This window comes from Paenibacillus sp. Z3-2, from assembly GCF_054161325.1.
Window position 1 is genome coordinate 5,946,298 of sequence record NZ_CP096397.1, and the last position, 23,192, is coordinate 5,969,489.

At 44.3% G+C, this 23,192-nt stretch carries 14 protein-coding genes; 1 reads left to right on the forward strand and 13 read right to left on the reverse strand.

Going from position 1 to position 23,192, the window contains the following annotated elements; translation table 11 throughout:
• The first annotated feature begins 117 nt into the window (after positions 1-117).
• Positions 118-957, forward strand: a complete 840-nt coding sequence (locus M1D71_RS26615) for an Rpn family recombination-promoting nuclease/putative transposase (protein ID WP_458124312.1) — start codon at positions 118-120, stop codon at positions 955-957.
• 62 nt (positions 958-1,019) lie between these two features.
• Here the strand turns inward: M1D71_RS26615 and metK are convergent, their stop codons facing one another.
• From metK to fabZ, 13 genes are all read right to left on the reverse strand, one after another.
• Positions 1,020-2,222 carry a methionine adenosyltransferase gene (metK, locus tag M1D71_RS26620; RefSeq protein ID WP_458124313.1) on the reverse strand — a complete coding sequence of 401 codons (1,203 nt, stop codon included), beginning with the start codon at positions 2,220-2,222 and terminating at the stop codon, positions 1,020-1,022.
• A 255-nt stretch (positions 2,223-2,477) separates the two neighbouring features.
• Positions 2,478-2,750, reverse strand: coding sequence for a small, acid-soluble spore protein, alpha/beta type (locus M1D71_RS26625; RefSeq protein WP_433747848.1), 273 nt, complete (start codon positions 2,748-2,750; stop codon positions 2,478-2,480).
• A gap of 148 nt (positions 2,751-2,898) precedes the next feature.
• Positions 2,899-3,492: a hypothetical protein gene (locus tag M1D71_RS26630; protein WP_458124314.1), complete on the reverse strand. Its 594-nt coding sequence runs from the start codon at positions 3,490-3,492 to the stop codon at positions 2,899-2,901.
• 137 nt (positions 3,493-3,629) lie between these two features.
• Positions 3,630-6,272, reverse strand: a complete 2,643-nt coding sequence (locus tag M1D71_RS26635; protein WP_458124315.1) for a hypothetical protein — start codon at positions 6,270-6,272, stop codon at positions 3,630-3,632.
• A 130-nt stretch (positions 6,273-6,402) separates the two neighbouring features.
• Positions 6,403-10,029 (reverse strand): S-layer homology domain-containing protein, encoded by a 3,627-nt coding sequence (locus tag M1D71_RS26640; RefSeq protein ID WP_458124316.1) that lies wholly within the window; start codon positions 10,027-10,029, stop codon positions 6,403-6,405.
• A 519-nt stretch (positions 10,030-10,548) separates the two neighbouring features.
• Positions 10,549-10,890, reverse strand: a complete 342-nt coding sequence (locus tag M1D71_RS26645) for a hypothetical protein (protein ID WP_036612519.1) — start codon at positions 10,888-10,890, stop codon at positions 10,549-10,551.
• Positions 10,891-11,096: 206 nt separating this feature from the next.
• Positions 11,097-14,996 (reverse strand): S-layer homology domain-containing protein, encoded by a 3,900-nt coding sequence (locus tag M1D71_RS26650; protein ID WP_458124317.1) that lies wholly within the window; start codon positions 14,994-14,996, stop codon positions 11,097-11,099.
• Positions 14,997-15,159: 163 nt separating this feature from the next.
• On the reverse strand, positions 15,160-16,287 hold the full coding sequence (locus tag M1D71_RS26655; protein WP_458124318.1) for a glycosyltransferase family 4 protein: 1,128 nt from the start codon (positions 16,285-16,287) through the stop codon (positions 15,160-15,162).
• 373 nt (positions 16,288-16,660) lie between these two features.
• Positions 16,661-17,422: a WecB/TagA/CpsF family glycosyltransferase gene (locus M1D71_RS26660; protein ID WP_458124319.1), complete on the reverse strand. Its 762-nt coding sequence runs from the start codon at positions 17,420-17,422 to the stop codon at positions 16,661-16,663.
• A 7-nt stretch (positions 17,423-17,429) separates the two neighbouring features.
• Positions 17,430-18,611 carry a polysaccharide pyruvyl transferase CsaB gene (gene csaB, locus M1D71_RS26665; protein WP_458124320.1) on the reverse strand — a complete coding sequence of 394 codons (1,182 nt, stop codon included), beginning with the start codon at positions 18,609-18,611 and terminating at the stop codon, positions 17,430-17,432.
• The gene (locus M1D71_RS26670) at positions 18,587-20,608 is read right to left on the reverse strand and encodes a DUF5693 family protein (protein WP_458124321.1); all 2,022 of its coding nucleotides are present in this window, start codon (positions 20,606-20,608) and stop codon (positions 18,587-18,589) included. The genes csaB and M1D71_RS26670 overlap by 25 nt, the downstream gene beginning before the upstream one ends.
• Before the next feature lie 225 nt (positions 20,609-20,833).
• Positions 20,834-22,555: a phospho-sugar mutase gene (locus M1D71_RS26675; protein ID WP_458124322.1), complete on the reverse strand. Its 1,722-nt coding sequence runs from the start codon at positions 22,553-22,555 to the stop codon at positions 20,834-20,836.
• 110 nt (positions 22,556-22,665) lie between these two features.
• Positions 22,666-23,097 carry a 3-hydroxyacyl-ACP dehydratase FabZ gene (fabZ, locus tag M1D71_RS26680; protein ID WP_458124323.1) on the reverse strand — a complete coding sequence of 144 codons (432 nt, stop codon included), beginning with the start codon at positions 23,095-23,097 and terminating at the stop codon, positions 22,666-22,668.
• Between the last annotated feature and the right edge of the window lie 95 nt (positions 23,098-23,192).

Consider the following 23,192-nt stretch of genomic DNA (forward strand, 5'->3'; position numbering starts at 1 on the left):
GTGTTTCAATTAGGAAAAAGGGTAATTTTGGTATTAATTCTTCGTTATATCTCTTCTCGTTGTGAAGTAAATCTTCGGTCTTATGGTATAATAAGAAGAAACGGAGTTGAAATGAAAATGGCAGAGTTGCTGGACCCCCGCAACGATTTTCTATTCAAACGAATCTTCGGCAGTGAAGAAAACCGGGACGTACTCATTACTTTCTTGAACAGAACTTTTGCTGAGGCTAACCGACCGCCTCTTACAGAGATCCATTTGCTTAATCCTTACACAGATAAGGATGCTCCGAGCGACAAACAGTCAATCCTTGATATACGAGCCAAGACATCTGAAGGCGAAATAATCAATATCGAAATGCAGTTATTTAATAAATATGATACTGAGAAAAGAACTATCTTCTATTGGAGCAAGCTATATAGCGGGCAACTACAAGAGGGACAACCGTATAAAGCTCTCAAGAAATGTGTAACCATTAACATACTCAATTTTTCTTTTTTACCAAACGAACAATACCATAACATCTTCCATTTGCGTGAAGAGCGCAGCGGAATTTCGTTATCTGATGACATCGAGCTTCATTTTCCGGAATTACCCAAGCTGGATGTAAGCAAACACTCCATTCAGGAAGGTGCTTTAGTGAATTGGCTACTTTTCCTGAAAGGAACTCAAAGAAACCAATGGGAGGTACTCAGTATGAATGAACCTGTACTCAAGAAGGCTATGGACACACTTGAGTTTCTAAGTCAGGATGAAGAGGTACGCCAGTTATATGAAGCCCGGCAGAGATATCTGCATGATGAAGCCTCAATTAGAGAAGGGGCATTCGCAGAAGGAGAACATACAAAAGCAATCAAGATCGCTTCAAAAATGATAAAAATGGGTGTTGATCTTTCCGTTATCATTGAAGCTTCTGGTCTATCGGAGGCACAAGTCTTAAAGTTACAAAAAGAATCGTAACGACAAAAAAAGCCCATGATTCTATATCGGAATCATGGGCTTCATTTCTATTCGAATCTAACTTACAGACCTGCTTGAGTTTTCAAAAGATCTACTTTGTCCACTTGCTCCCAAGGTACATCCAGGTCTGTACGGCCGAAGTGACCGTAAGCTGCTGTTTGTTTGTAGATCGGGCGACGTAGATCCAGCATACGGATGATGCCAGCCGGACGAAGATCGAAGTTGTTGCGCACAAGCTCAACCAATTTCTCTTCGCTGACTTTGCCAGTTCCGTATGTATCCACGTTGATCGATACCGGGTTGGCTACACCAATCGCGTAAGCGAGCTGGATTTCCACTTTGTCTGCAAGTCCTGCAGCTACAAGGTTTTTCGCTACGTAACGAGCCGCATATGCTGCCGAGCGGTCTACTTTTGTTGGATCTTTACCAGAGAACGCACCACCGCCGTGACGTGCATAACCGCCGTAGGTATCTACGATGATTTTACGTCCAGTGAGGCCTGCATCTCCCTGAGGTCCGCCAATAACGAAACGTCCTGTTGGGTTAATGAAATATTTAGTCTGCTCATCCAGCAATTCAGCTGGAACGACAGGCAAGATTACATGTTCTTTGATGTCTTTTTGGATCTGCTCCAGTGTAGTCTCTTCAGCATGTTGAGTAGACACAACGATCGTATCCACACGTACCGGCTTGTCTCCGTCATATTCAATCGTTACTTGAGTTTTACCATCTGGACGAAGGTATTCCAATGTACCGTTCTTACGCACTTCAGCGAGACGGCGTGCGATACGGTGAGACAATGCGATTGGCAAAGGCATAAGTTCAGGCGTTTCGTTCGTTGCAAAACCGAACATTAGACCTTGGTCACCCGCACCAATATCTTCTGTTTCACGAGCGACTTGTTCCGGGTCACGGTTCTCAAGCGCTGCATTAACGCCTTGGGCAATATCAGCGGACTGCTCATTCAGAGAAGTCAGAACTGCACAAGTGTTATAATCAAAACCGAACTTGGCACGTGTGTAGCCAATGTCCTTAATTGTATTACGAACGATGGACGGGATGTCCACATATTCAGAAGCTGAACTGATTTCACCGATGACAAGCACTAAGCCTGTGGCTACGGAAACTTCGCAAGCTACGCGAGCATTGGGGTCGTTTGCAAGAAACGCGTCCAATACGGCGTCTGAGATCTGATCGCAGATTTTATCCGGATGTCCTTCGGTTACAGACTCCGATGTAAATAGATGCCGGCCTTTAACAGACATGAAGTTTCAACCTCCCATAACTAGTAGTATGGCGATTGCCCGAACAAAACATGACAGCGATTCGTTCACTGTACCCTCGAAGCTTTCCAAAATGGAATAAGGACGCAGGGTCCGCAGTTGCGAAGATAAGGATTTTTCAGGTAATTGCCTCTAACGAAAATCAACCTTTCCCTAGTGGAAAAGGTTGCATACCTCAAATGCCATCTTAACGTATTTGTCAAGACGTGTCAAACGAATTGGGATAAGGAAAATGCCCTATAAGTGCTGCTCTGCCTGACGAATTAGCCTCTTGGTGATCTCTCCACCGACCGATCCATTCTCGCGGGAAGTCAGGTGTCCCCACCCTTTGTACTGCCCATAGGAGTGATCACTCACTTCACCCAGTTCAGATCCAAATTCTGTATCCGCACCAGCCAAACCTCTGCCACCATAACCCACATTGAGACCAAACTCTGCAGCAATCTCATACTTCATCTGATCCAGCATCTGACGACTTTCCGGTACGACTCTGCGATTGTTTCTAGCCATGGTACCTGCACCTCCATTAATTGATTGTCAACAGTTATAGAGTGAGCAGGAACAAGGCTTGCTAGCCGTATTAATGTTTGTTATATATGGTTAATCTGAGCAAATGAAATGAATGACTAATGAATAATTCCTTTAACAGCTACAAATCCTATTTCAGAGTATATCCACCACGAACCATTACGGTTAAGCTGTATTTGTTTCCTTCCAATACCGTGATCCCCCGTCCATCCCTTGGAAAAGAGAGCAGGTGATTGGTCGGCGCCGCCTGTCCATTCGTCAGGTCAATCCCGTCCGTCAGATCCGCTACACCATTCGTACCTTCACTGACGATCACAGCCTTACCGCTACGTACAATGAACTCCGCGCCAGACTTCCCGATCAGCTGTTGACCCGGCTTCACGGTTACGATCTCAACGGCATCAGAAGCGCCTGAGACCAGTGGAGGAAGGGATGTGTCTCCACCTGTGCTACCGGAGTTCCCGGTTCCTGTAGAGCCGTTGTTGTTACCATTTCCTGCATTGCTGTCTGTTCCCGTATTGGTACTACCGTTTCCTGTCGGGATCTTACCGCCCAAAGCTTGTTGGATCTGCTGATCTACATAACTCTTCGTTACGACTGGATCATCCGCTGTTCCTGGTTGGCTGGTACCTGCTCCAATGGCTGTATTGCTGTATACCGACCCAACCCACACGCCAACACCAATGGCCAGCGCAGCGAGGGATACTTTCATATAAGGTTTCATGTGAATCATTTTCCTCCTCTGGTAATCTATTAACTTTAACTATAGAGAAAAAAACGCCATGCGACAAGCAAAACCTCGTCTCCGTGTTGTCGAAGACGAGGTTAAGTATCTTAGTCTATACAGTTTTATTGGTATAGTTACCGGTTTGTATTCCTATCAGAAGTGCCCTCTTCCGGGAAATCAGGGAATAACGGTTCTTCTTTAGGCAACTTGGACACATCGTAGCTATAACCTTGTTCTGCAAGGCGTATGCGTTGACCTTCAAACACATCATACAAGGCTACGCGATATGAGCCACCACGTATTTTATCAAACACCGTATCATCAATACTCCAGTTCAGCGTTTGGTTAATGCCTGTCTTCAGATCGGTTCCTGGTGTGATCTCTTTATCAAACACTTTTCCTGACCCATCAGTTAGAGATAGAATCAGCTTGTGTCCGTACTCTCCACTATCCACAGCTTCCTCCTGTGTTAAGGAGTAGATCATCTCAATCTGTACTGCCGTTCCACCTGTAAGATAAGCTTTAATATTGCTGCCCGAGAATTTGAACGGATACAAGTCTATATCATTCAAAGATGATAGAACAGATAATGATTTCGGTTGCACCTCGAATGACATGGCATTAACATAGGCCGTTGCCTCGCCTTCACCGGTTACAAATTTGTTGTCAGCAACCCCTTCACCTACAATCAGGCGCATATCAGATAATGTTTTCACACTCTTCGGCACTTTGGCCCAGAACGTAACGATACTCTTCTGACCTGGTCCCGGTACACGGTTTGCCTGCTTGGCTGTTGCTTTGTAATATTGACCATCTGCTGTTTTGTAGTATCCTACCAACTTCGCAAGGCCACTCTGACGCAGAGACTTATTCGTCATCTCGAATTCGGTATATACAATATCGGACGAAGATCCCGGATACACATATGTTCTGCGTATGCCCAGCTCTGTTTCTTTATCTGCAGTTCCTTGAGTATAGGTTTTCCCTTCGCCTACATATGAGAGGGGCTGAATTAAACCGGACGTACTAAGGGTAATCCAATCGTTCTTTTCTTCCTCACTTACTTTCTCCTGCAAAGTTAATTCCAGACGGCTCATATTGAGTTCAGATGGAATTTTCGTCAAGAGATAAGCTTCGGTGACCATGCCAGAACCAAGTAACTTGCCACCTTGCGCGCTAATCAGCTTCGTATCTCCATCAATACGTGCGGAATCAATCGTGAACATCGCTTCCAGCTCAGGCAATTGAACCGTTTTGGTCGATGCATTACGGATGGTGACCTTGGCAGCAATAATATCACTGTCTGTCCATGGAAGCCGTTGCAAAGAGCCTACAGATACACCGAATGTACCTTTACTATTTTTAATTACCGTTTCCGTTGTAAGTCCATCTCCACTTGTTACGGATTCAGGAATAGCATAGATGCCAACCGGATAGGAGAACTCAAAGCCACTCGTACCTCCACCAGACGTTTCCCCTTCTTTGCTCTCATCTTTGGTTGTAGGTGTCATCGCATATAATTTGATTTTGCTGGTATCCCCATTCCCTTGGATCGTTGAGTTCAGCTTGATCGTTTTAGTCGCACCTGGCTTCAGCTTCAGATCATCCAATGCCTTTGTCTCGATCGGATAGGAAGTACCATCCTCTGTACGGATCTCCAATGCATATTTGGGAACCTTCACTTCTTTCTTGCCTTGGTTCTTCAATACCCATTGCATCGTCAGATCGAACTCTTCATCCTCAGCACGAACACGAGCAGATTCCAGAAGAGTCGATACAGGCTGTCCATCAATCGAGATGATATTCGGTTGATTCGCTGCTACGTTTACATTGGTTTGGCTAGCTTCAGGAAGCTGTAATGCAGCCACTGGCAGAGCAGTCTTCTCTTCACCTTGTTCTTCCACAAGAAGTAATTCGGACTTTTCCAGTTTCAATGCTGTAGGCAATGAAGCCATTAAATTTAACGTTTTGTTGGCCTGTGCCTGAATACTGACACCTGCACTATCTTTATCTGGGGTCAAGGGATAATTCGTACCTCCCGGTGTACGTAGAATCCACTTAATATTGGGATTATCCAACAACTTATAACTGATATTATTCAGGTTCACGCCAACTTTGACGTATTGCTTCTTATTCTCACCTGGATACACTTTAATACCAGAGACTTTAACCTTGACGGCTGAATCACTCAGACGAACCGTCTTCGTTTTGCCTACAGGTGTAGTGATGCTATATGATGCGGGAACATTGAATTTCCCCAACGTGCTTTCATAATTCGGTTTACTGAAATCCCATTTTACAATCAGGAAATTCAGATCACTTAATTTCACTTCACGTCCAACCTTCATGACATAAGTGAGATCCACCGTAGAACCCGGTGATACCGTCTTTTTCTCCTGATCCTTAGCGATCAGTTTCGGAGAGAAGCTTGTTCCACCTTTTGTTTTCACTTTGCTCCAATAATCGAGCATCATCATCGGTGTGCTGTCATTATTTTTATACGTCAGTGTATACGTCACCGTATTCCCGTCGTCTTGCGACAAGATATTAACGTCGGTTAATTTCACGGTACTCCGTGCAGTCACTTTGACAGCTGGTACCTTGGCCAGTGTATGTACTACTTTGTTCGTGGTTGTTGTCTGTTGCTTCTTTGTTGTTGCGCTGTTATTTGTAGCAGGTTTACCTGAGTTAGCTGGTGTACTTGCGGCAGCTGCTAAGCCTCCACTTGAACTGATGAATAACATTATCAAAATCGTTATGACCTTTTTATGATCCACTTCCAAACCTCCCATAAGTTGCTTGTTGCTTTATAGTATAAACGTTTGATAGGGAGAGAAAGTTACGATGTTGTCGTATAAAAAGAAAAAAGCTTACCCTAAGGGTAAGCTTTTTCTTAACTAACTTCTATTAGTTAGCAGAAGTTGTAATAGTGATTGTTTTGTTAGCCGCAGCATTATCTGCTGTGAAGATTACATCTTCAGCTGAATTTGTTACTGTGTAACCAGTCAGTTCTCCAGCAAATGCATTTTTGATATTTAGAGCAATATCACTTGTAGATTCAGAAGCCAAAACATCAACTTTTACTTCTTTAGTGATTGTTCCATCTGTGAACTTCACTGTGTTGCTTCCATCTCTGTTCGCTTTGTGCGTTACAGTGATTTTCACTTGTTGTGCAGCAGCAACCACTGGAGCTTTACCTTCAGTTGTTGTCCGTGCAGAACCAGACAATGCAGCACCAGAAACAGTAGCACCAATTGGTTTGCTTGCAGCTTCAGTTTTAGCTGTGAATACAACTTTTGCACCGTTGCCAATTACATCGTAATTAGCCGTCAATGCAGTATCAAAGTCACCAGCAACAGCTGTAGCAATTGTAGTCAGTGTATCACCAGCAACTACTGTATGAGTTACACTTTTAGCAGCACCGTCATTGAACACTACAATCACATCTTCACCAACAGTTGGTGTTCCTGTCAGAGTCAATTCTGCTACTTGTTTTGCACCATTGTCTTGAACAGCGCCTTCTCTAACAGTTGAAACTGCACCAGTAGTAACACCTGTTGGTGAAGTTACATTAGCCGATGTTCTGAATGCATCCGATTTAGAAGCAAACTTACCATCAATAGTACGGATGAACGTTGCGTTGTCCTTCACGCTAACAATATATTCGATATTGCTAGGGTTGGAGTAAGTGTCCTTGATAGTGATTTCCACTGTATTGTTTACAACTTTAGCTGTGTAATCAGTTACAGGCACCAAAGCATCGCTATCAGACGCTTTGTCAGCGCGCTTAACCAAAAGGTTTGCTGCCAGACCAGCAGTATCACTTGTGTTTACTGAACCATCAAGAGTTACTGTGAACGGAAGTACAATTACACGATCATTTTGTGGCAGAATAGCGCCAGAAACCAGGTTAACTCGTGGAGCTACTGTTCCACTAGTAGTCAACTGAACTCCAGCAACTTTATGACCAGCATAAGTTTGAATGCTGTTATTGTTCAAAATGTTAACATTAGTGCTGTTAGCAAGATCTGCTGATGTTTTCAGCGTCACTTTGTTATTGTCAATTGATACAGAGTTCACAGTGTTATTTCCAGATACAGTGAAATCATTCACAGAAGCTTGAGCAATCGCTTTATTGAAAGTCAATTCGATTGTTCTTGCATCTTTTTGTTCTGCTGTAGGTGTAGAAATAATTGACTCATCCAAAGTGCCGGACTCAATCCAAGATGTTGCTTGACCTGTTTTAGATTTCAAACCAGCGATGCTAACTTCTTGAACAGATCCTGGGAACGAAACAAGTGTTCCTTCGATGTATTGTGGGAATACCAGAACAACAGATTTACCATTGTTAGCTACATTCACTTGTACATCAGTTGGAAGAGAAATGTTTTGTGCTACAGAAGATCCGGATTTCACAAATTTCACATAATAGTTAGCACGGTTGTTCAACGTAGCGAGATCAATTTCTCTGTCGAATGTAAGTGCAACTTTACGCTCCGAACGATTAACATCTACGCCGCCAAAGTCTGCCAGTTTAGGAGCAGCACTATCACTTGCCAAGAAAGTACCTTCATATGTTACCAAAGTATTGTTCAAAGCTGTGAAGTCTTTAACGTCAGCTACTTTCAAGCTGTAAGAACCGGAAAGTTTGGAATAGAATGTAACGTTGAATACTTTGTTATCGTAACCTGGTTTTGCATAAACACTCTTAACCGGGATTACATCGTTACCTTTTTTAACAGTGAAGAATTTGATATTTGCAGCGTCAACAGCTTTGTCGAAACGAACTGTCAATTCATCAGTCACGTCACTACCATAAGTTGCGTCTACTACTTTAGGTTGAACAAGGTCAACTGTAGCAGTAACTTTATGTTCTTTAGTAGCATTTGCATTACCGGAGTAGTCTTTCACATCAACAAACAAGTTTGTTTCGTAACCTGGAAGACGGTTAGCAGTGAAGTCTACTTCGTATACATTACCAGAGATTTGTGTAGCTTTACCAGTTTTCTTAGTTGTACCAGACAACCAGTAGAAGCTTTCATTAGTTACAGAGTTTGGATCTACTTCTTCATCGAAAGTAACAGTTACTTTTTCCAAAGTAGCAGAGATTTCAGTCACTTTAGGACCTTCAGTGTCAACTGCTGCTGTGAAGTCAGATGTTGCTGCCAAAGATTTCAGGCCAGCATAATCTTCAACCAAAGAAGTCGTCAACTTGTGATCTCCAGCGGAGATAGTTCCTGTGTAGTCACGCAGGATTACTTCACGCTCATTAGCACCCAAAGTTACAGATCCAACAAATGCTTTATCATCCAATTGGAAGTTGCTGCTTGTTGGAGCTTTGATTGGCTCAGAGAAAGTAACCTTGATTGCTTTGGTTCCCAGAGCTTTAACTTCTGTTACTGTTGGCAGAACATTGTCAGCAGATGTGAAGGAAACTTCACCTTGTGGTACTACAGTACCAGTAGAAGATTTCACGCTTTTCACAGATACTTTATAAGTTGTTCCTTGTGTGAATGCACCAGCAGAAGTTGTATCCAACAAGATGCGAGCTGTTTTACCATCTTCCAACAAAGTTACAGATTTAACTTTACGGGAGTTGTTATCAACAGTGTAGTTGTTTTTGTCAGTTGCAGTAGCTTTGTCTACTTTACCGTCAAAAGCAACGTCAACTTCTTTCAAGTTAACAGAAGAAGCGGATTGTACTTTAGTTGCAGCTTCTACAACATAAGTAACTTTTTCAGTGAAAGATTTTTCTTTGTAAGTAAATTTCACTTCAGTTTCTTTGTTAGCTTCAAGAGCTTTATCCAAAGTAACTTTTACAGTTTCGCCGTCGCTGATTTTGAATTCAACAACTTTTCCACCTTCAGTTACTGTGTAAGAAGATACTTTCAAGCTTTGTGCTTCGTCAATTGCGTAAGCAGCGCCTACAAGCAATTCACGGGAAGCGTTAGCTGTGAAGTTAGTGTTCGCATCAACCAGACCAGCGTTGATTGCTGCTTGAACATAACCTTTAGCCCAAGCTGGAGCAGTGTTGTTAGTTTCAGCTGGGATTTCAAGATCCAATGCACGAGTCAGGATTGTAGCCATCTCGGACACAGTCACTTTACCGTTGAAGTCGAAGATTTTCTTCTCAACGTTTTTACCTTCCATGATACCAGCAGCAGTTACTGCTTCGATGTAAGGTACAGCCCAGTTTTTAGCTGTGTAGTTTTTGTCAGTGTAAGAAAGAGTTCCAGTGATCTCTTTCAGACCCAGCAATTTAGTGATAACTTTTGCAAACTCAGCGCGAGTCATGTCTTTGTCAAGACCTGCTGTACCATCCGGATAACCGTTGAAGATACCTTTTGCTTTCAATGCATCAAACTGTTGTTGCGGGGAAACTGCTGTGTCACCGAATGCTACAGATGCAAACATTGAGAATGCCATTGCTGTAGACAATGCTACGGATAAAATTTTCTTCATAACCTTTTTTTCTCCTCCTTGGGCGTTCATAACATTTGAATTTTCTTTAATAGGGTCGCTCGTATTCCTCATATATTGTTGCACCCCCTTTCCAGAGTTGTGAGCAAGTTAATATAAATGATGTCTGTGAGCATATCACAGAAACTTGTAAACTAGGTTTGTAAAGCAGAATCACACGTAAATAGAGTAGTTTCCTAATCCTACCTTACGTATTATACAATGGGTCTCTCGTGGCGTAAAGCAATTTTTTCTAAAAAATAGACAAGATTCTTCACGAGGTCATTCTTGGTAACAGGCCCAATGTTTTCGACTCTACACTTTAAACGCAGTAGATTTCAAAAAGTTGCGGATTGCACAAAAAAAGTTTTGATTTTTTTTATGTATAGGTACAGTGCGGGTATTGAAGCCATTCAAAACCTTTTCAAACCGTTGATACAGCTGTGTTTCTGGAATTGTGATATCTGATTTGTCTATGCTGTCAACGTTTATTTATACCCGCAGTTTCAACCCAGGAAGCGACAAAATTCACAAAAAATAAAATAAAAAAGCACCCCTACTGGGATGCCTCTGGTGCAGTTCTGGAAATATAAGTTATTTAATCTTCATCGCGAGTTCAATAATTTGAGCACGCATATTTGGATCACTATTCAATCTCAGATACATATCGTCAATGGGTTGTCTGTTCTCACGGTACGTTTTCTCATGCTTCATCGTCGTGTGAGACCATTCAATCAACTCATTCTCAGCCAGAACCAGATTGTTATACGCATCATGGAAGCCAGTGGACTGTACAAGCCCTTCCATAACTTCCTGAGAGATCTCCTGAGTCTTACGTGTATCTTCCAACTTTTTCTCCAGAATGACTGCCTGCTTCTCAAACTGTGTCTTTGCCTTCATGTAGCCCAGTTGGGCTTTCGAATAAATCGGTTTCATTAGCTAACTTCACCCTCTAGATCATTGTGTATTTACCGTTATTGTATCTTAAACTCTAGCAAATTACAAAAATAGTTATTGGTAAAAAACAGTTTCCTTCTATTATAAAAGTATTCTATGTCAATTCATTGACGATCATAAAAAGGACCTGCCCCTTTAGAGTAAGGGACAGGTCCTTCCTAAATTGCGCCGTTGTATCAAATGAATTAACTTAAGGTTTTAGGGAATACTTTGGTGCTCTTTTTGAGCAACTCTACTGCAATTTTACCCGCTTCTGCACGTGTCAGATTACCTTTCGGGTTAAATGCATATTGTGGCTTCTTCTGTCCAGCCACTGTAACCGGAGAACCCTCCATGATCTTGGCTTTCGTCACAGCTTGTACCGCTGGTCCAGCATAACTCTCCATGCTGCCGGAATCGATGAATGCCTTAGCAAGTGCACTTTGAAGCTTGCTATCATTAGCAGCCATTTTCAGTTCTAGTGCCCGCGCAATCATCACTGCAGCCTGTTCACGTGTCAGCGGACGATCCGGTCCGAACACACCATCTGTCAGGCCAGTAATGATACCCGCTCTTGCTGCGGTCTCGATACTGTCATAATCCCATGTGAATGAACTTGTACCTGGTGCAACATCCGTGAATGTTCTTCTGCTATCGGACGTAATTGGTAAATTCAGACCTTTCACAAGAAGAGTTGCAAACTCTCCACGCGAAGTACGGTCATCTGTACCGAATTGTTCAAAGCGCAATGGAGCCATGAATCCTTTAGCATAGAGTGCATTTAGAATATTTCTTGCCCACCCATGGTTCGTAATATCGTTATAGCTTCTTCTAAGCTTCATTACTTTATAATAACCAAACTCATCAAAAGGAACGGTCACTGTATGCTTCTTCGAATCCACTTCGCCGCCAATCCGTCTCCATTCTCTGCTTGGAGAATAGTAAAATACGGAGATGGTTGAACCAGCATCATCTACTACATTCGAATCATAAGCAAGAGTTAACGTACCACGTTGTGACGGCTTGATTTTTCTTTCTGCAGGCGTCAAAGGATTACCGTATAAGGAATCTACAGTATAAGGGCCAATTCCATTCGTTGGCTCTTTGTAATTATTATCTCCTCTTGTACCCGACTCCCCAAGGCCACCGCTTACCCAGTAAATTTCGGAAACTGGACTAAAGTTTACAGAGTCCCCTACAATTGCGGAGAACCTTCTATAATAGTCATCGGGAACGCTTAATGGATTCGGGTCCTCTGCTTCTGTTCTGAAACCAACGATGCTGCCATAGTCGTTCTTCCGCTCCACAATTCCTGTGTTCGGGTCTGCAATACCAAACAACAGCTTGTTGTTCGGATAGAATTTAGCAATCCCGCTGAGGTCTGTGCTTTGCATTACCGTGCCTTTCGGGAAACTCAGTTCCAGCTGTTTATTGAATGCTGAATATTTGTTGGCTACCTTAGGAGCCATATACTGAGAGTCAACACCAGTGTTGCTTGTATAGTACACTTCCACCGTATCATTTGTTTTGACACCATTGCGATCAATCGTCAACTTGATTTTATTCACTTTGTCAGCCTTGAGCCCAACATAATCCAAAGCAAAACGATCTGTTTCTGTGCCTTGAAGCTTCTTAGCCGTTTCTTTGTCAATAACAACGGAAGTAGCTCCTTCAGCTTCAATATCAAAATGAACAAAGTTTTTGCTTACAACAATTTGACTGCCTGAAGTAGGACGTGGAGCCAAGATGCGATAACCCGCTGCTTCTCTGACCACTTCTACCTTTTGGCTCGTTTTAGCACCTGTTTTGTTATACAAATCCAGTGTGTAGATGTACGTTCCTGGTGTCTCCGCTTTTAAGTCTCTTAACCGCACCACAAAGTCCTTCTGACTTCCGGCACGATCCACAATAACATTACCATTGTTCAGTGCATACTCAGGAGAGATTGTTGGATCTTCCCAAGTTGTATTCGTTGCCGATCCTTCTGGTATGTTCAAGTCAAAAATCGTTTGAGTACCCATACTCAGGCTCATTCGAGTCGCCCCTGCACCACGGATAGCCAAGTCAAAGTTTTTTAGGCTGGTCGTGTATTTCTTGTCCGCAAATGTGAAATCCGTCGACAGGTTAAACAGATTTTTCACCCATTGATCATCCGGATTATAAGGATCAAGGAATGTCGAGCGATTTTTACTTGGTGCAGGCTGAAAACTGTTGATTGTAGATACATTGTTATCGTTGATGTAAATACGCAACTCTTTAGTTACTTCATTCAGTTGACCTTTATCTCCGGTCCCTGTTCCCGTTAATACAATACGGTTTTCACCGAAGAATAATGGTCCAGTGTCCCCATCGATATCAATCTCAACATCCTTGAAACTTCCATCAGCACCCAAAGTCAATTGTTTTTGAGTTGTGTTCGCTGCAGGATGTGTTGAATAAACTTTAACTCCGTTCGCAAAAATCTCTGCTACAAAGTAGTTACTATCTAATGTGGCAAAATCAACGTACTTACCTTCAACCAACAATTTATCTGTTTTTTTGGAATTCATATCATACGTTTGGCCATCCGTCAGGTTGCTCACAAAAATATAGTTCTTGGACGCAAACGAGATCGTTGCGTTTTTGCTTGATTTGGATCCAGTAAATTTAAACTGAACAGTTTGGTTTCCGTTTTTGAAACCTTTAATTTGATAAATATATTTCGTTGGAGATACCTGTATAGGCGTTGTTGAAAGTTCAATTGGGCTTGTGCTCCTTGGAAGATATTCCGCTGTCAACAAACTCCCATTAGGATTTCTGCTAGTCTCTACGAGGATATAAAAATCCGCAGAATTGACGCTTGATCCCGAAAGAGGCACCCCTTCTGGTGCATCACCAGAGCCACTATAATCCTTAAGATATCTTAAATCCGTAATAACTGTTTCATTCTCTAGATATTGAAAATTCATATTTGCACTTGCTGTGTTTTTTCCGTACTTCACAGTTAACGAATGATTTTGCAAGCTATCAATCGAAGTGACAGGAGGTGTACCCGTTGTTGATTCTGTAAAATTCAAAGATGGAATTTCGAATGAAAACAGAGAATATGAAGGTGTGTTGATTCCCACACTAGGAATGGGTTCAATCTTGGGAACAATGCTAGTCAATGTACCATCCACTGAGATTTCAGGAACAGCATTGGTTTTATCATCCGGCAAAAGTAATTGAACCATCACACGGGCTTGTGCAGGATCACCCCCATACGTAGGCCGATCAGTTAACATACTCTGCGACAGCCCATCCGAGCCCTCTGTCAGATCGAGTTGAGAGAACGGATTTTCTTCATCATAGTAGAGCAGAGAATACGTGAATTTATTTTTGTCTACGCCGCTTTCAATCGTTACAACCAGATCATTCTTACCTGATTTCAATCGAAGCATTGGTGAGAAGAATGTGCCATCTTGTTGAGATAAAGATGTTGGTAAAGCCTCACCATTATTCAATGTTACTGTTACTTTGGAGGAGTTGTGAGCCACACCTTGAATAGTCACATCACCCGTATCCACAACGACCTGCGAGCCTTCATTCAGATCGAGATTATCCGCTCCACCTAAAACCTGCAGTTTCTCGATGTAGGGTACAGAGTCATACAAAATATAAAAGATTTCGGAACGCTCACTCGGACCCTGGGAACCGGTAAACGTCACTTTGTTCATTCCGGGAAACAAAGTAAGTGTTGCGTTAAAGCGATTATCCGGGCGATTAGGATCAACTGTGACAACAGCTGGTGCTATTCTTGAACTGTCTGGAACCCATGTTCCATCTTTTAAATTCAATAGCTGTACGTTGGCACCCAACGTAGAGCCGGTAACATTCGTAAACGTTCCTGTTACAGCTTGCTCCGCGCTGGTTACGACATAGGCAGTCGAACGAGAAAGAACATCAGAGCCTGTTCCAGTCAGTTTGAGTCCTACTGTACTTTTCAATGGAACGTTGGCTGTATTATCAGGAGTAAAGTAACTTGTCTGTCCCGCCGCTGATGCGACTGGTGCAAGGCCAGCTGGTATTAGAGATACAACCAGTGCCACCATCATCAGCCAGATTAACGGCTTCTTCGTACGCTGCATTCAATCATCTCTCCTCTTTTTAAGTCAGTTACCTTTATATATCGGCAAAAGGTTCCAATTATTTAGTAAAAATCTCAAAATAAACAAAAAACCTTATCCACAAGGGAAAAGGTTGGGTCTGGAATAATATTCAAGAATAGCTGTAACCATTACATTTATCTATTTATGATTTCGAACGAGTCTCCGGATTCAACTTGACGCGCATACGCATCAGGAAGTTAATAACCGGTCTTCTCGTTTTGCTGACAAGTCCGATGACTTCTGCTCCCACTTGGAGGAAGAACATCATGATACAGATGACTACGAACGTTACCCAGTTCGCTTCGAACATGGCTGCAGAAGATTGGATAATGGCCAGAACTCCGAAGAATGCAGCAATACCGTAGATGATCAATACCGTCTGACGGTGACTGAATCCAAGTTCACGCAGGCAGTGATGCAGGTGACCTTTGTCCGGTGCGAAAATCGGTTTCCGCTGTACCGCACGACGGATAATCGCGAAGAAGGTATCCGAGAGCGGCACACCGATAATGATCAGCGGTGTAATAAAGGACACGATAGCAATTTGTTTGAATCCCAGCATGGACAGCATCGCCAGAGAGAAACCAAGGAATAGCGATCCGGTATCCCCCATGAAGATCTTGGCTGGGTGAAAGTTGAAAAACAGGAATCCAATGATGCTACCCAACAACACAAGGCACATCAAAGCGATCATCATGTTCCCCATCAGGAAGGACATTACGGCAATGGTACCAATTGCAATACCAGATACACCGGCAGCCAGACCATCCAGACCATCAATCAGGTTAATTGCATTGGTTACACCAACGATCCATAAGATCGTCAGCGGAATGGATACCCAAGCTTCGAGTGAAGAATAGGAATCCTGAAAAGGAATGTTAACGAAATCTACCCGGATATTGAATCCGAATACAACGACAGAAGCAGCTACGATCTGACCAAGCAGCTTTACTTTGGCCGACAGTTCAAACCGATCATCAAGTGCTCCGATCAGTACGATAATCGATCCACCGATTAGAAACGCGCTGACAAAACTCATATCCCGAGTCGTGAACCATGCCGATACAAACGGAAGCAATGCAGCAACTGTAATAATAAAGGCCAGGAATATCCCCAGACCGCCAAGACGCGGCATGATCCGTGTGTGTACTTTACGTGCATTCGGCGTATCCATTGCGCCAATGCGGACTGCGAACTTTTTGACAAGTGGTGTCAGGGCAAGAGCCAGTCCCATTGACACGATAAATCCAATGATAAAGATCGCTACCATTTGAACATTCGACCCCCAATTATAATACCTGTACGAAATTATAAATCCCCTGATCTCTTTTTATATATAAAAATTATTGTTAGTCACTTTTGATGAAAAATTCCGTTACACGATAACGGAGAGTGCAAGGAAAACCTAGAGAAGTGTAACGTTCGCATTTATCACCGGATTTCATCCTTTGAAAAAGGATAAAAGGAAATCTGGGGATAACGGCGATCGACAGGTTGCCTTGCAATCGTAGTGCCAAGTGTAACGCTTCTGTTTTCATGGAGTGGCACACATGTAATCCGGAATGAATTATACGCTCATCACACCCGAAAAGCCATCCTCAATTTCTAGCAAAAACACGCATTTATCTCGCAATTACCTGTTTTTAACGGACTTTCGTCACGTTTTCTTTGTCCCGCATCACCTTAACAGCGAATTTCGGAAGCGCAAGCATCCGGCCAGCCCGGCTTGGTTCACGCAATAAGCGATAGAACCACTCCAGTCTTAACTTTTGGAACAGAACAGGCGCACGTTTGGTTTTGCCCGAAATCACATCAAAGCTGCCACCGACGCCCATCGTTACGGGAACCTGCAATGCATCTTTGTGCTTGTGAATCCACGGTTCTTGGGTGTCGGCCCCACGTGCTACAAACAACAAGTCAGGTGCCGCTTCCCGAATGGAAGCGATGACCTGTTCATCCTCAGCCGGACCAAAATAACCGTCGCGATAACCCACAATTCGAATCGCCGGATATTGCTGTTGTAACCGAACTGCCGTTTCTTGAATCACCTCAGGGGTGGAACCAAGCAGAAATATGCCCCATCGATAGTTTTCTCCAACACGCAGCAATTCATGTAAAAGCTCAAATCCTGGCACTCGCTCAGCTACAGGATCTCCACAATAATTCGCAGCCCATACAACACCTGTTCCATCAGGAACAATCAATTCCGCAGCTTGCATGACTTTCATGATTGCGGGATTTTCCAATGCGGCCATAACCATAATGGGGTTGGCTGTAATGACCTGATGTGGTGTCTGCTTGGACAGCACAGCTTCCTGGAGAACCTTCACCGTTTCTTTCATCGTCAGTTTGGAAAAAGGAATGCCGTAGATCGAAACGGTAGGTATTGATCCGGTCTGACTCATCTTTATCTCATCCTTTGCGGCCTAAATAGTTAATAATCTGCTGTGCAGGCACTCTGGCTTCCTGCTTCAGTTGGGTGATGCCTTCTTCATGTTCCTTCAACCACTGTGAACGTTGATCCAACAGTCCAACGACAGTCTTGGCGAGTTTGTCTCCATCGAGTGTATCCGTACTGCCTGCTGGCTCACTATCCAGACGAAGCAGGAATTGATCTATTTTCGGATCATACGAGATGCCTACCGGCGGAACATACTGCGATGCCGCATAGATCAGACTGTGCAGACGCATACCGATGACGAGATCACACTTGCTGACTTCCTCCAGCATAAGCTGAGGGTCTGTCAGATCCGGTGTGATGCTAATCTCGCTGCCTTTGCTGGTCACATCACCGAGCATTTCCATAAGGAATCGTGATGCCTGTTCATCATTCGGCAAATGAAATGGTAGAAAACGCAAGTGCACGGCTCTTTTGGAGCACAACTTTTTCAATCCTGCAGCAATAGCCGTAAGCTCCTTGCGGTCTGACTCCCAGAACCGTACCGATATGCCGATCACAGGAAGCCTGGTATGACCTTCAGATGAAGGTTCCACTCGATTAGTTTGAGTAGCAGCATTTGCAGAAACAGCATTTGCCCCTCTCTCCACTTTTGCTTCAGGTAATGGCAAGCCCATTACTGGGTCGGGTACGACATGGATCTGATTCCACTGTAACCCGAGCCCACGCAGATAGTCCGCAGATTGTTCATCACGAACGGATACATAGGTGCAGGCCTTGAAGACCGATTTGATCATAGGATTGAAAATGTTACGCTTCACAGGGCCAATTCCCTGTGCATAGATAAACGTTGGTTTTTTCAACCACTGGGCAAGCTTGATTACACCCAGATAATAAGGAATGGATTTCAGTCCAGTTGCATCCTGCAATAGGCTTCCTCCACCACTGATTAATCCGTCACTCTCCTTGAGCGCTTCACGGACTTCCTTCAGTTTCATCCGATGCACGGAACGCACACCGTACATGGAGGTGGTCCATTCGGGATCACCCGAGAGTACAATCGGTTCAATGGTGACGTTTGACCTTTGACTTTCCTCTTCCAGTGCAGTCAAAATCGACTTTAGCACCGCTTCGTCTCCGCTGTTGCGGAATCCGTAATACCCCGAGATGACTAATTTTTGAGAAGTGGTGACCATTTTTTCCAACATCCTTCCGCTACTTGCCACACACCCACAGCAATGATACCGAAGATTAAGCCAAGTCCCAATCCCATCACTCCACGAATGAGTGATAATACAGCCGGCGTATGAATATGCGCGAACGTATCCACCATGGACAACTGTCCAATCGCTGCAATAATGAGCACAAAGACGACTTTACGATATTTTAAAGCGGCGAACACGCCAACGATAAACAGCGGGTGTCCCAGCATAAATTCTTTGAATCTCGGCCGTACACCGAATGTATCTTCCAGCGTGGTACGCAGGAACATCTCGAACGGGGTAACCGATCCTGCATTACCTGTACGGGTTAAATAATAATAACCAACCGCGGCAGCAAAAACACCTAACACAACCATTAATACATTAATCGGTGTACGCAGCAGATCCTTGACTTGCTTGATAGAGAAGGAACCCGAACCACGGTAAAACACAATATAGATCGCTACCAACGCCATAGGTGCAAAGTGCAACAGACTTACGCCGCGGAACTGGTTAATGACCAGACTGTACGTAATACTGTTAAGCAACGCGATGACAAAAGGTACCGCCAGGAACGACAGAATTGACGTTCTTACATATAAAACTAAAGTCTGCTTCAAACGGCGACCCGCTGATGCGTCTGGTTGACGCTGTTGCTGATAGTTCACTGTACGAACAGCCAGCACCATCGCTATGGTCGGCGCGGCTATGGCCACAAGCAAGGCAATTCCTTGCTCCAGCAGCGTTGGTTTCAAGAGGAATAATCCGGCACTGCCTACCAGAGCAATTACAAATGTGATCAATGTCAGTAGTGGTATAAAATAAGAAACCATAAGTGCAATCATGGCAATTGCACCAACGAGAGCCACCAGCTTGGCATAACGCTGAATCGCAGAATCCTTAACTGTGAATGCTTCAGCTTGTCCAAGTTCAAATCCATGCTTACCCATGCGTTCAACCGCATGACCCGGTTCACCCAGGCTGTTGATCAGATTCTCAATCGGGTCTGTGATCATGGCTTTGGCTGTATTCCGGCTAGGGGAAGCATTCATATAGAGCATACGAATGTTGCGATCCTTGGTTGCCAGAACAAAACGGTCAGCAATGACATCGACGTCCAAGTTGGCATCACCGTCACTAAGCGAGTACAGACGCGTAACGTTGTAATCCGTTTTATACGCAAGGGTCTGGAATCCAGACTGTGGTTTCTTCAAGTTCTCGATGGCTGCAAGACCAATATCGTGCTTGTTCAGCAACTGTGCGAACTGGTCGAGACTTTTCATCTCTGCATTATCATTGTACCCTTTCACAGCATCACCATCAAACAAGATGCGCTTCACGCCATTCTCTTCGAAGAAAGTAAGCAAGCGCTCCATCGATTCCTGGCTGTAAGGCACACTGTCTGAAATCCGCGGCAAAATGTAGAAACCTTTATCACGCAGCATCTTCACGGCAACCGGATCAGGCTGCAATGGTTGCATGTTGGCATTCTCCGGAGGAGTCTGCAATATTAAGCCGCTACGACCTTCATATTCCCATGGAACTATTGGGATCTGCCGATCAGCGAACGTTTGTTCAATAATAGGGGTGTACGTCTGTGCGTTTTCCTCCGATGTAAATAACACATACGTGTAATTTGCATTAGAAGGAATCACATCTTTGGTCAGGTTCGCGAGATCCTGGCCGTTATACACCATTAGTCGGCGTGTCTTTCTCAGCTCGTCCAATGTACTTTCGAACACAGCCATAGTCGTTACGCCTGCGTCTTTCAGACGAGTCAATTGTTCATTCATGAAATCTTGCGGATGTGCCTGATAGGCGGAAATATCCAGCAGACCCCGATAGTTGAAGACAAGCTCCACCTTTTTGGCAGAAGATTCTGTCTGCACCCGATCACTGATTACAGGGATGGACGCAACCAGACCGATAATAACGACGAGCCACAACCACTTCCGAGAAGCGTTATTCCAATAAAGCCATTTTTGACGCACTACATGTACCTCCTCAAGTGTTGGAACCAAATACACGTTCAGCTCAAGTAATTCGTTCATTTAACATTCATACAATAAATAGGATACAAACAGCTTGTGTCAACAAGTCCTCTTATATGCCATATAGATCCATCTATAATATTATTTCAAAGAAAAACCCCTCCGCCAACCAACCTTACGGTGCGGAGAGGCCTTCTCATGTCCCTGCTTGTTGATGCATTCGTATTATTGTGCGTCTACACGCGACATCACTGTAGTTACCAGACGCTCGATCCGGCTTTCCGCATCTTCCAGGTTCTCTCCACGCACGGCGAAGTATACTTTGATCTTCGGTTCTGTTCCTGAAGGGCGCAAGCAGAACCATGAACCGTCTGCCAAAATAAACTTCAGCACGTTCTCCTTCGGAAGACCGTCTAGACCAAGGGAGTAGTCCAGTACATCTTGTACAGCAATTCCCGCTACTTCTTGTGGTGGATTGGAACGCCAATCCGTCATTTTCGTCTGAATCTGAGCTACGCCGTCTTTGCCTTTCAGCGTACGGGACTCCAGCTTCTCCAGGAAGTATCCGAATTGGTTGTACAGCTCTTGCAAGACATCATAGAGCGTCTTGCCTTGACTCTTATAATACGCAGCTGCTTCAGCAATCAGCATCGAGGCAAGGACAGCATCCTTGTCACGGGCATAATTGCCTGAAAGATAGCCATAACTCTCTTCATATCCGAATAAGAATGTATGACTGCCTGTTGCTTCGAACTGGTTCATTTTTTCACCAATATATTTGAAGCCTGTCAGTGTGTTCATCACTTCTGCACCGTAATGTTCAGCAATGACAGCACCCATCTCACTTGTTACGATCGTTTTGACAACTGCACCGTTGCTTGGCAGTGTACCCGTCTCTTGCAGGCGGCTCAACAGGTAATGTACCATAATGGCACCAGACTGGTTACCAGACAAGACGAAATATTTGCCATCGTTGTCTTTCACGACAGCACCCATACGGTCTGCATCCGGATCGGTTCCGATCAGAATATCAGCGCCCACGGATTCTCCTAACTTCATTGCGAGCGTAAACGCTTCGCGTTCTTCCGGGTTAGGCGATTTCACTGTAGAGAACTCAGCATCCGGCTGTTCTTGTTCAGCCACAATGTGCACTTGCTCGAATCCGATCTGCTCCAGCACGCGACGTACAGGGACATTGCCTGTTCCGTGCAGCGGTGTGTAGACGATTTTGAACTGACTACCTATACCGGATTGGATCAGTTCGCGACTAAGGCTACGGCTTGCTACGGTATCCACGAACGCTTGGTCTTGCTCTTCACCCAACCAGATCAGGAGGCCTTGAGCTTCTGCTTCTTCTTGCGTCAGCTTCTTCACATCAGCAAGGGAAGGTACTTCTTGAATGTACTGAATGACTTTTTCCGCTTCATCCGGTACCAATTGACCGCCCTCATGGTTGTATACTTTATATCCGTTATATTCCGGTGGGTTATGACTCGCTGTTACGACGATTCCGCCAGTGGCCTTCTGATGACGCACTGCGAATGACAATTCCGGAGTCGAACGCAGGGATGGGAACAGCTTGGCTACAATGCCGTTTCCAGCCAGTACAAGCGCAGCATCCAGTGTGAATTCAGGTGAGAAATGACGGGAATCATGGGCAATAACGACAGAAGGCTTGCCTTCTTGGTCACCATGCTGTTCAAGCAGATAACGTGCAAATCCCTGAGTTGCCCGCCCCACAGTGTAACGGTTCATCCGGTTGCTTCCGGCACCAATAACTCCACGCAATCCCCCTGTACCGAACTCCAGGTTTCTGTAAAAACGTTCCTCCAGCTCTTTCGGCTGATCCTGCAAGTCACGAAGCTCCTGTTTCGTTGCTTCATCAATCGAAGCATCCTCCAACCATTGCTGCAACGTCTCTGCTGCTGCTGTGCTTAACTGTTCCATTCCGATAAACCCCTTCCGTCTATATAAATTCAGGTGTGCTGAGATACTTCAGCATCTTGCATCATTCGGCCCGACTAAGTTCCTGCATGATGTAAATGCCACATATGTAATCAGCTTGGGTCAGACAGTGCAAACATGATCTCGCCTTCAGCGACCACTTTGTCGCCCACTCGGGCGGTTGCTTTACCTTTACCAATAGAACCCTTCAGACGCGTAATCTCCATTTCCAAAATCAACGTATCTCCGGGCACAACTTGTCCACGGAATCGGAAGTTGTCCAGTCCCGCCAAAAAACCGATCTTGCCTTTGTTGCCTTCCAAATTCAGAATGGCTACTGCACCAACCTGAGCCAGCGCTTCTGTAATCAGTACACCCGGCATTACCGGATACTCTGGAAAATGACCAATAAAGAAAGGTTCGTTGATCGTTACGTTCTTCAATCCAACGGCACGTTTGCCATCCTCAATCTCTAGAATCTTGTCCACCAACAAAAAAGGGGGGCGATGCGGGATGATCTCTTGAATCTGTTTGATATCGAGCATAGTGTAATCTCCTCTCGGGATGTTTATATGAGAATTCTTCATCATGGATTGACTCTTAGCGCTACGCTGGTCGTTACGGTTACGGATCGTCCTTC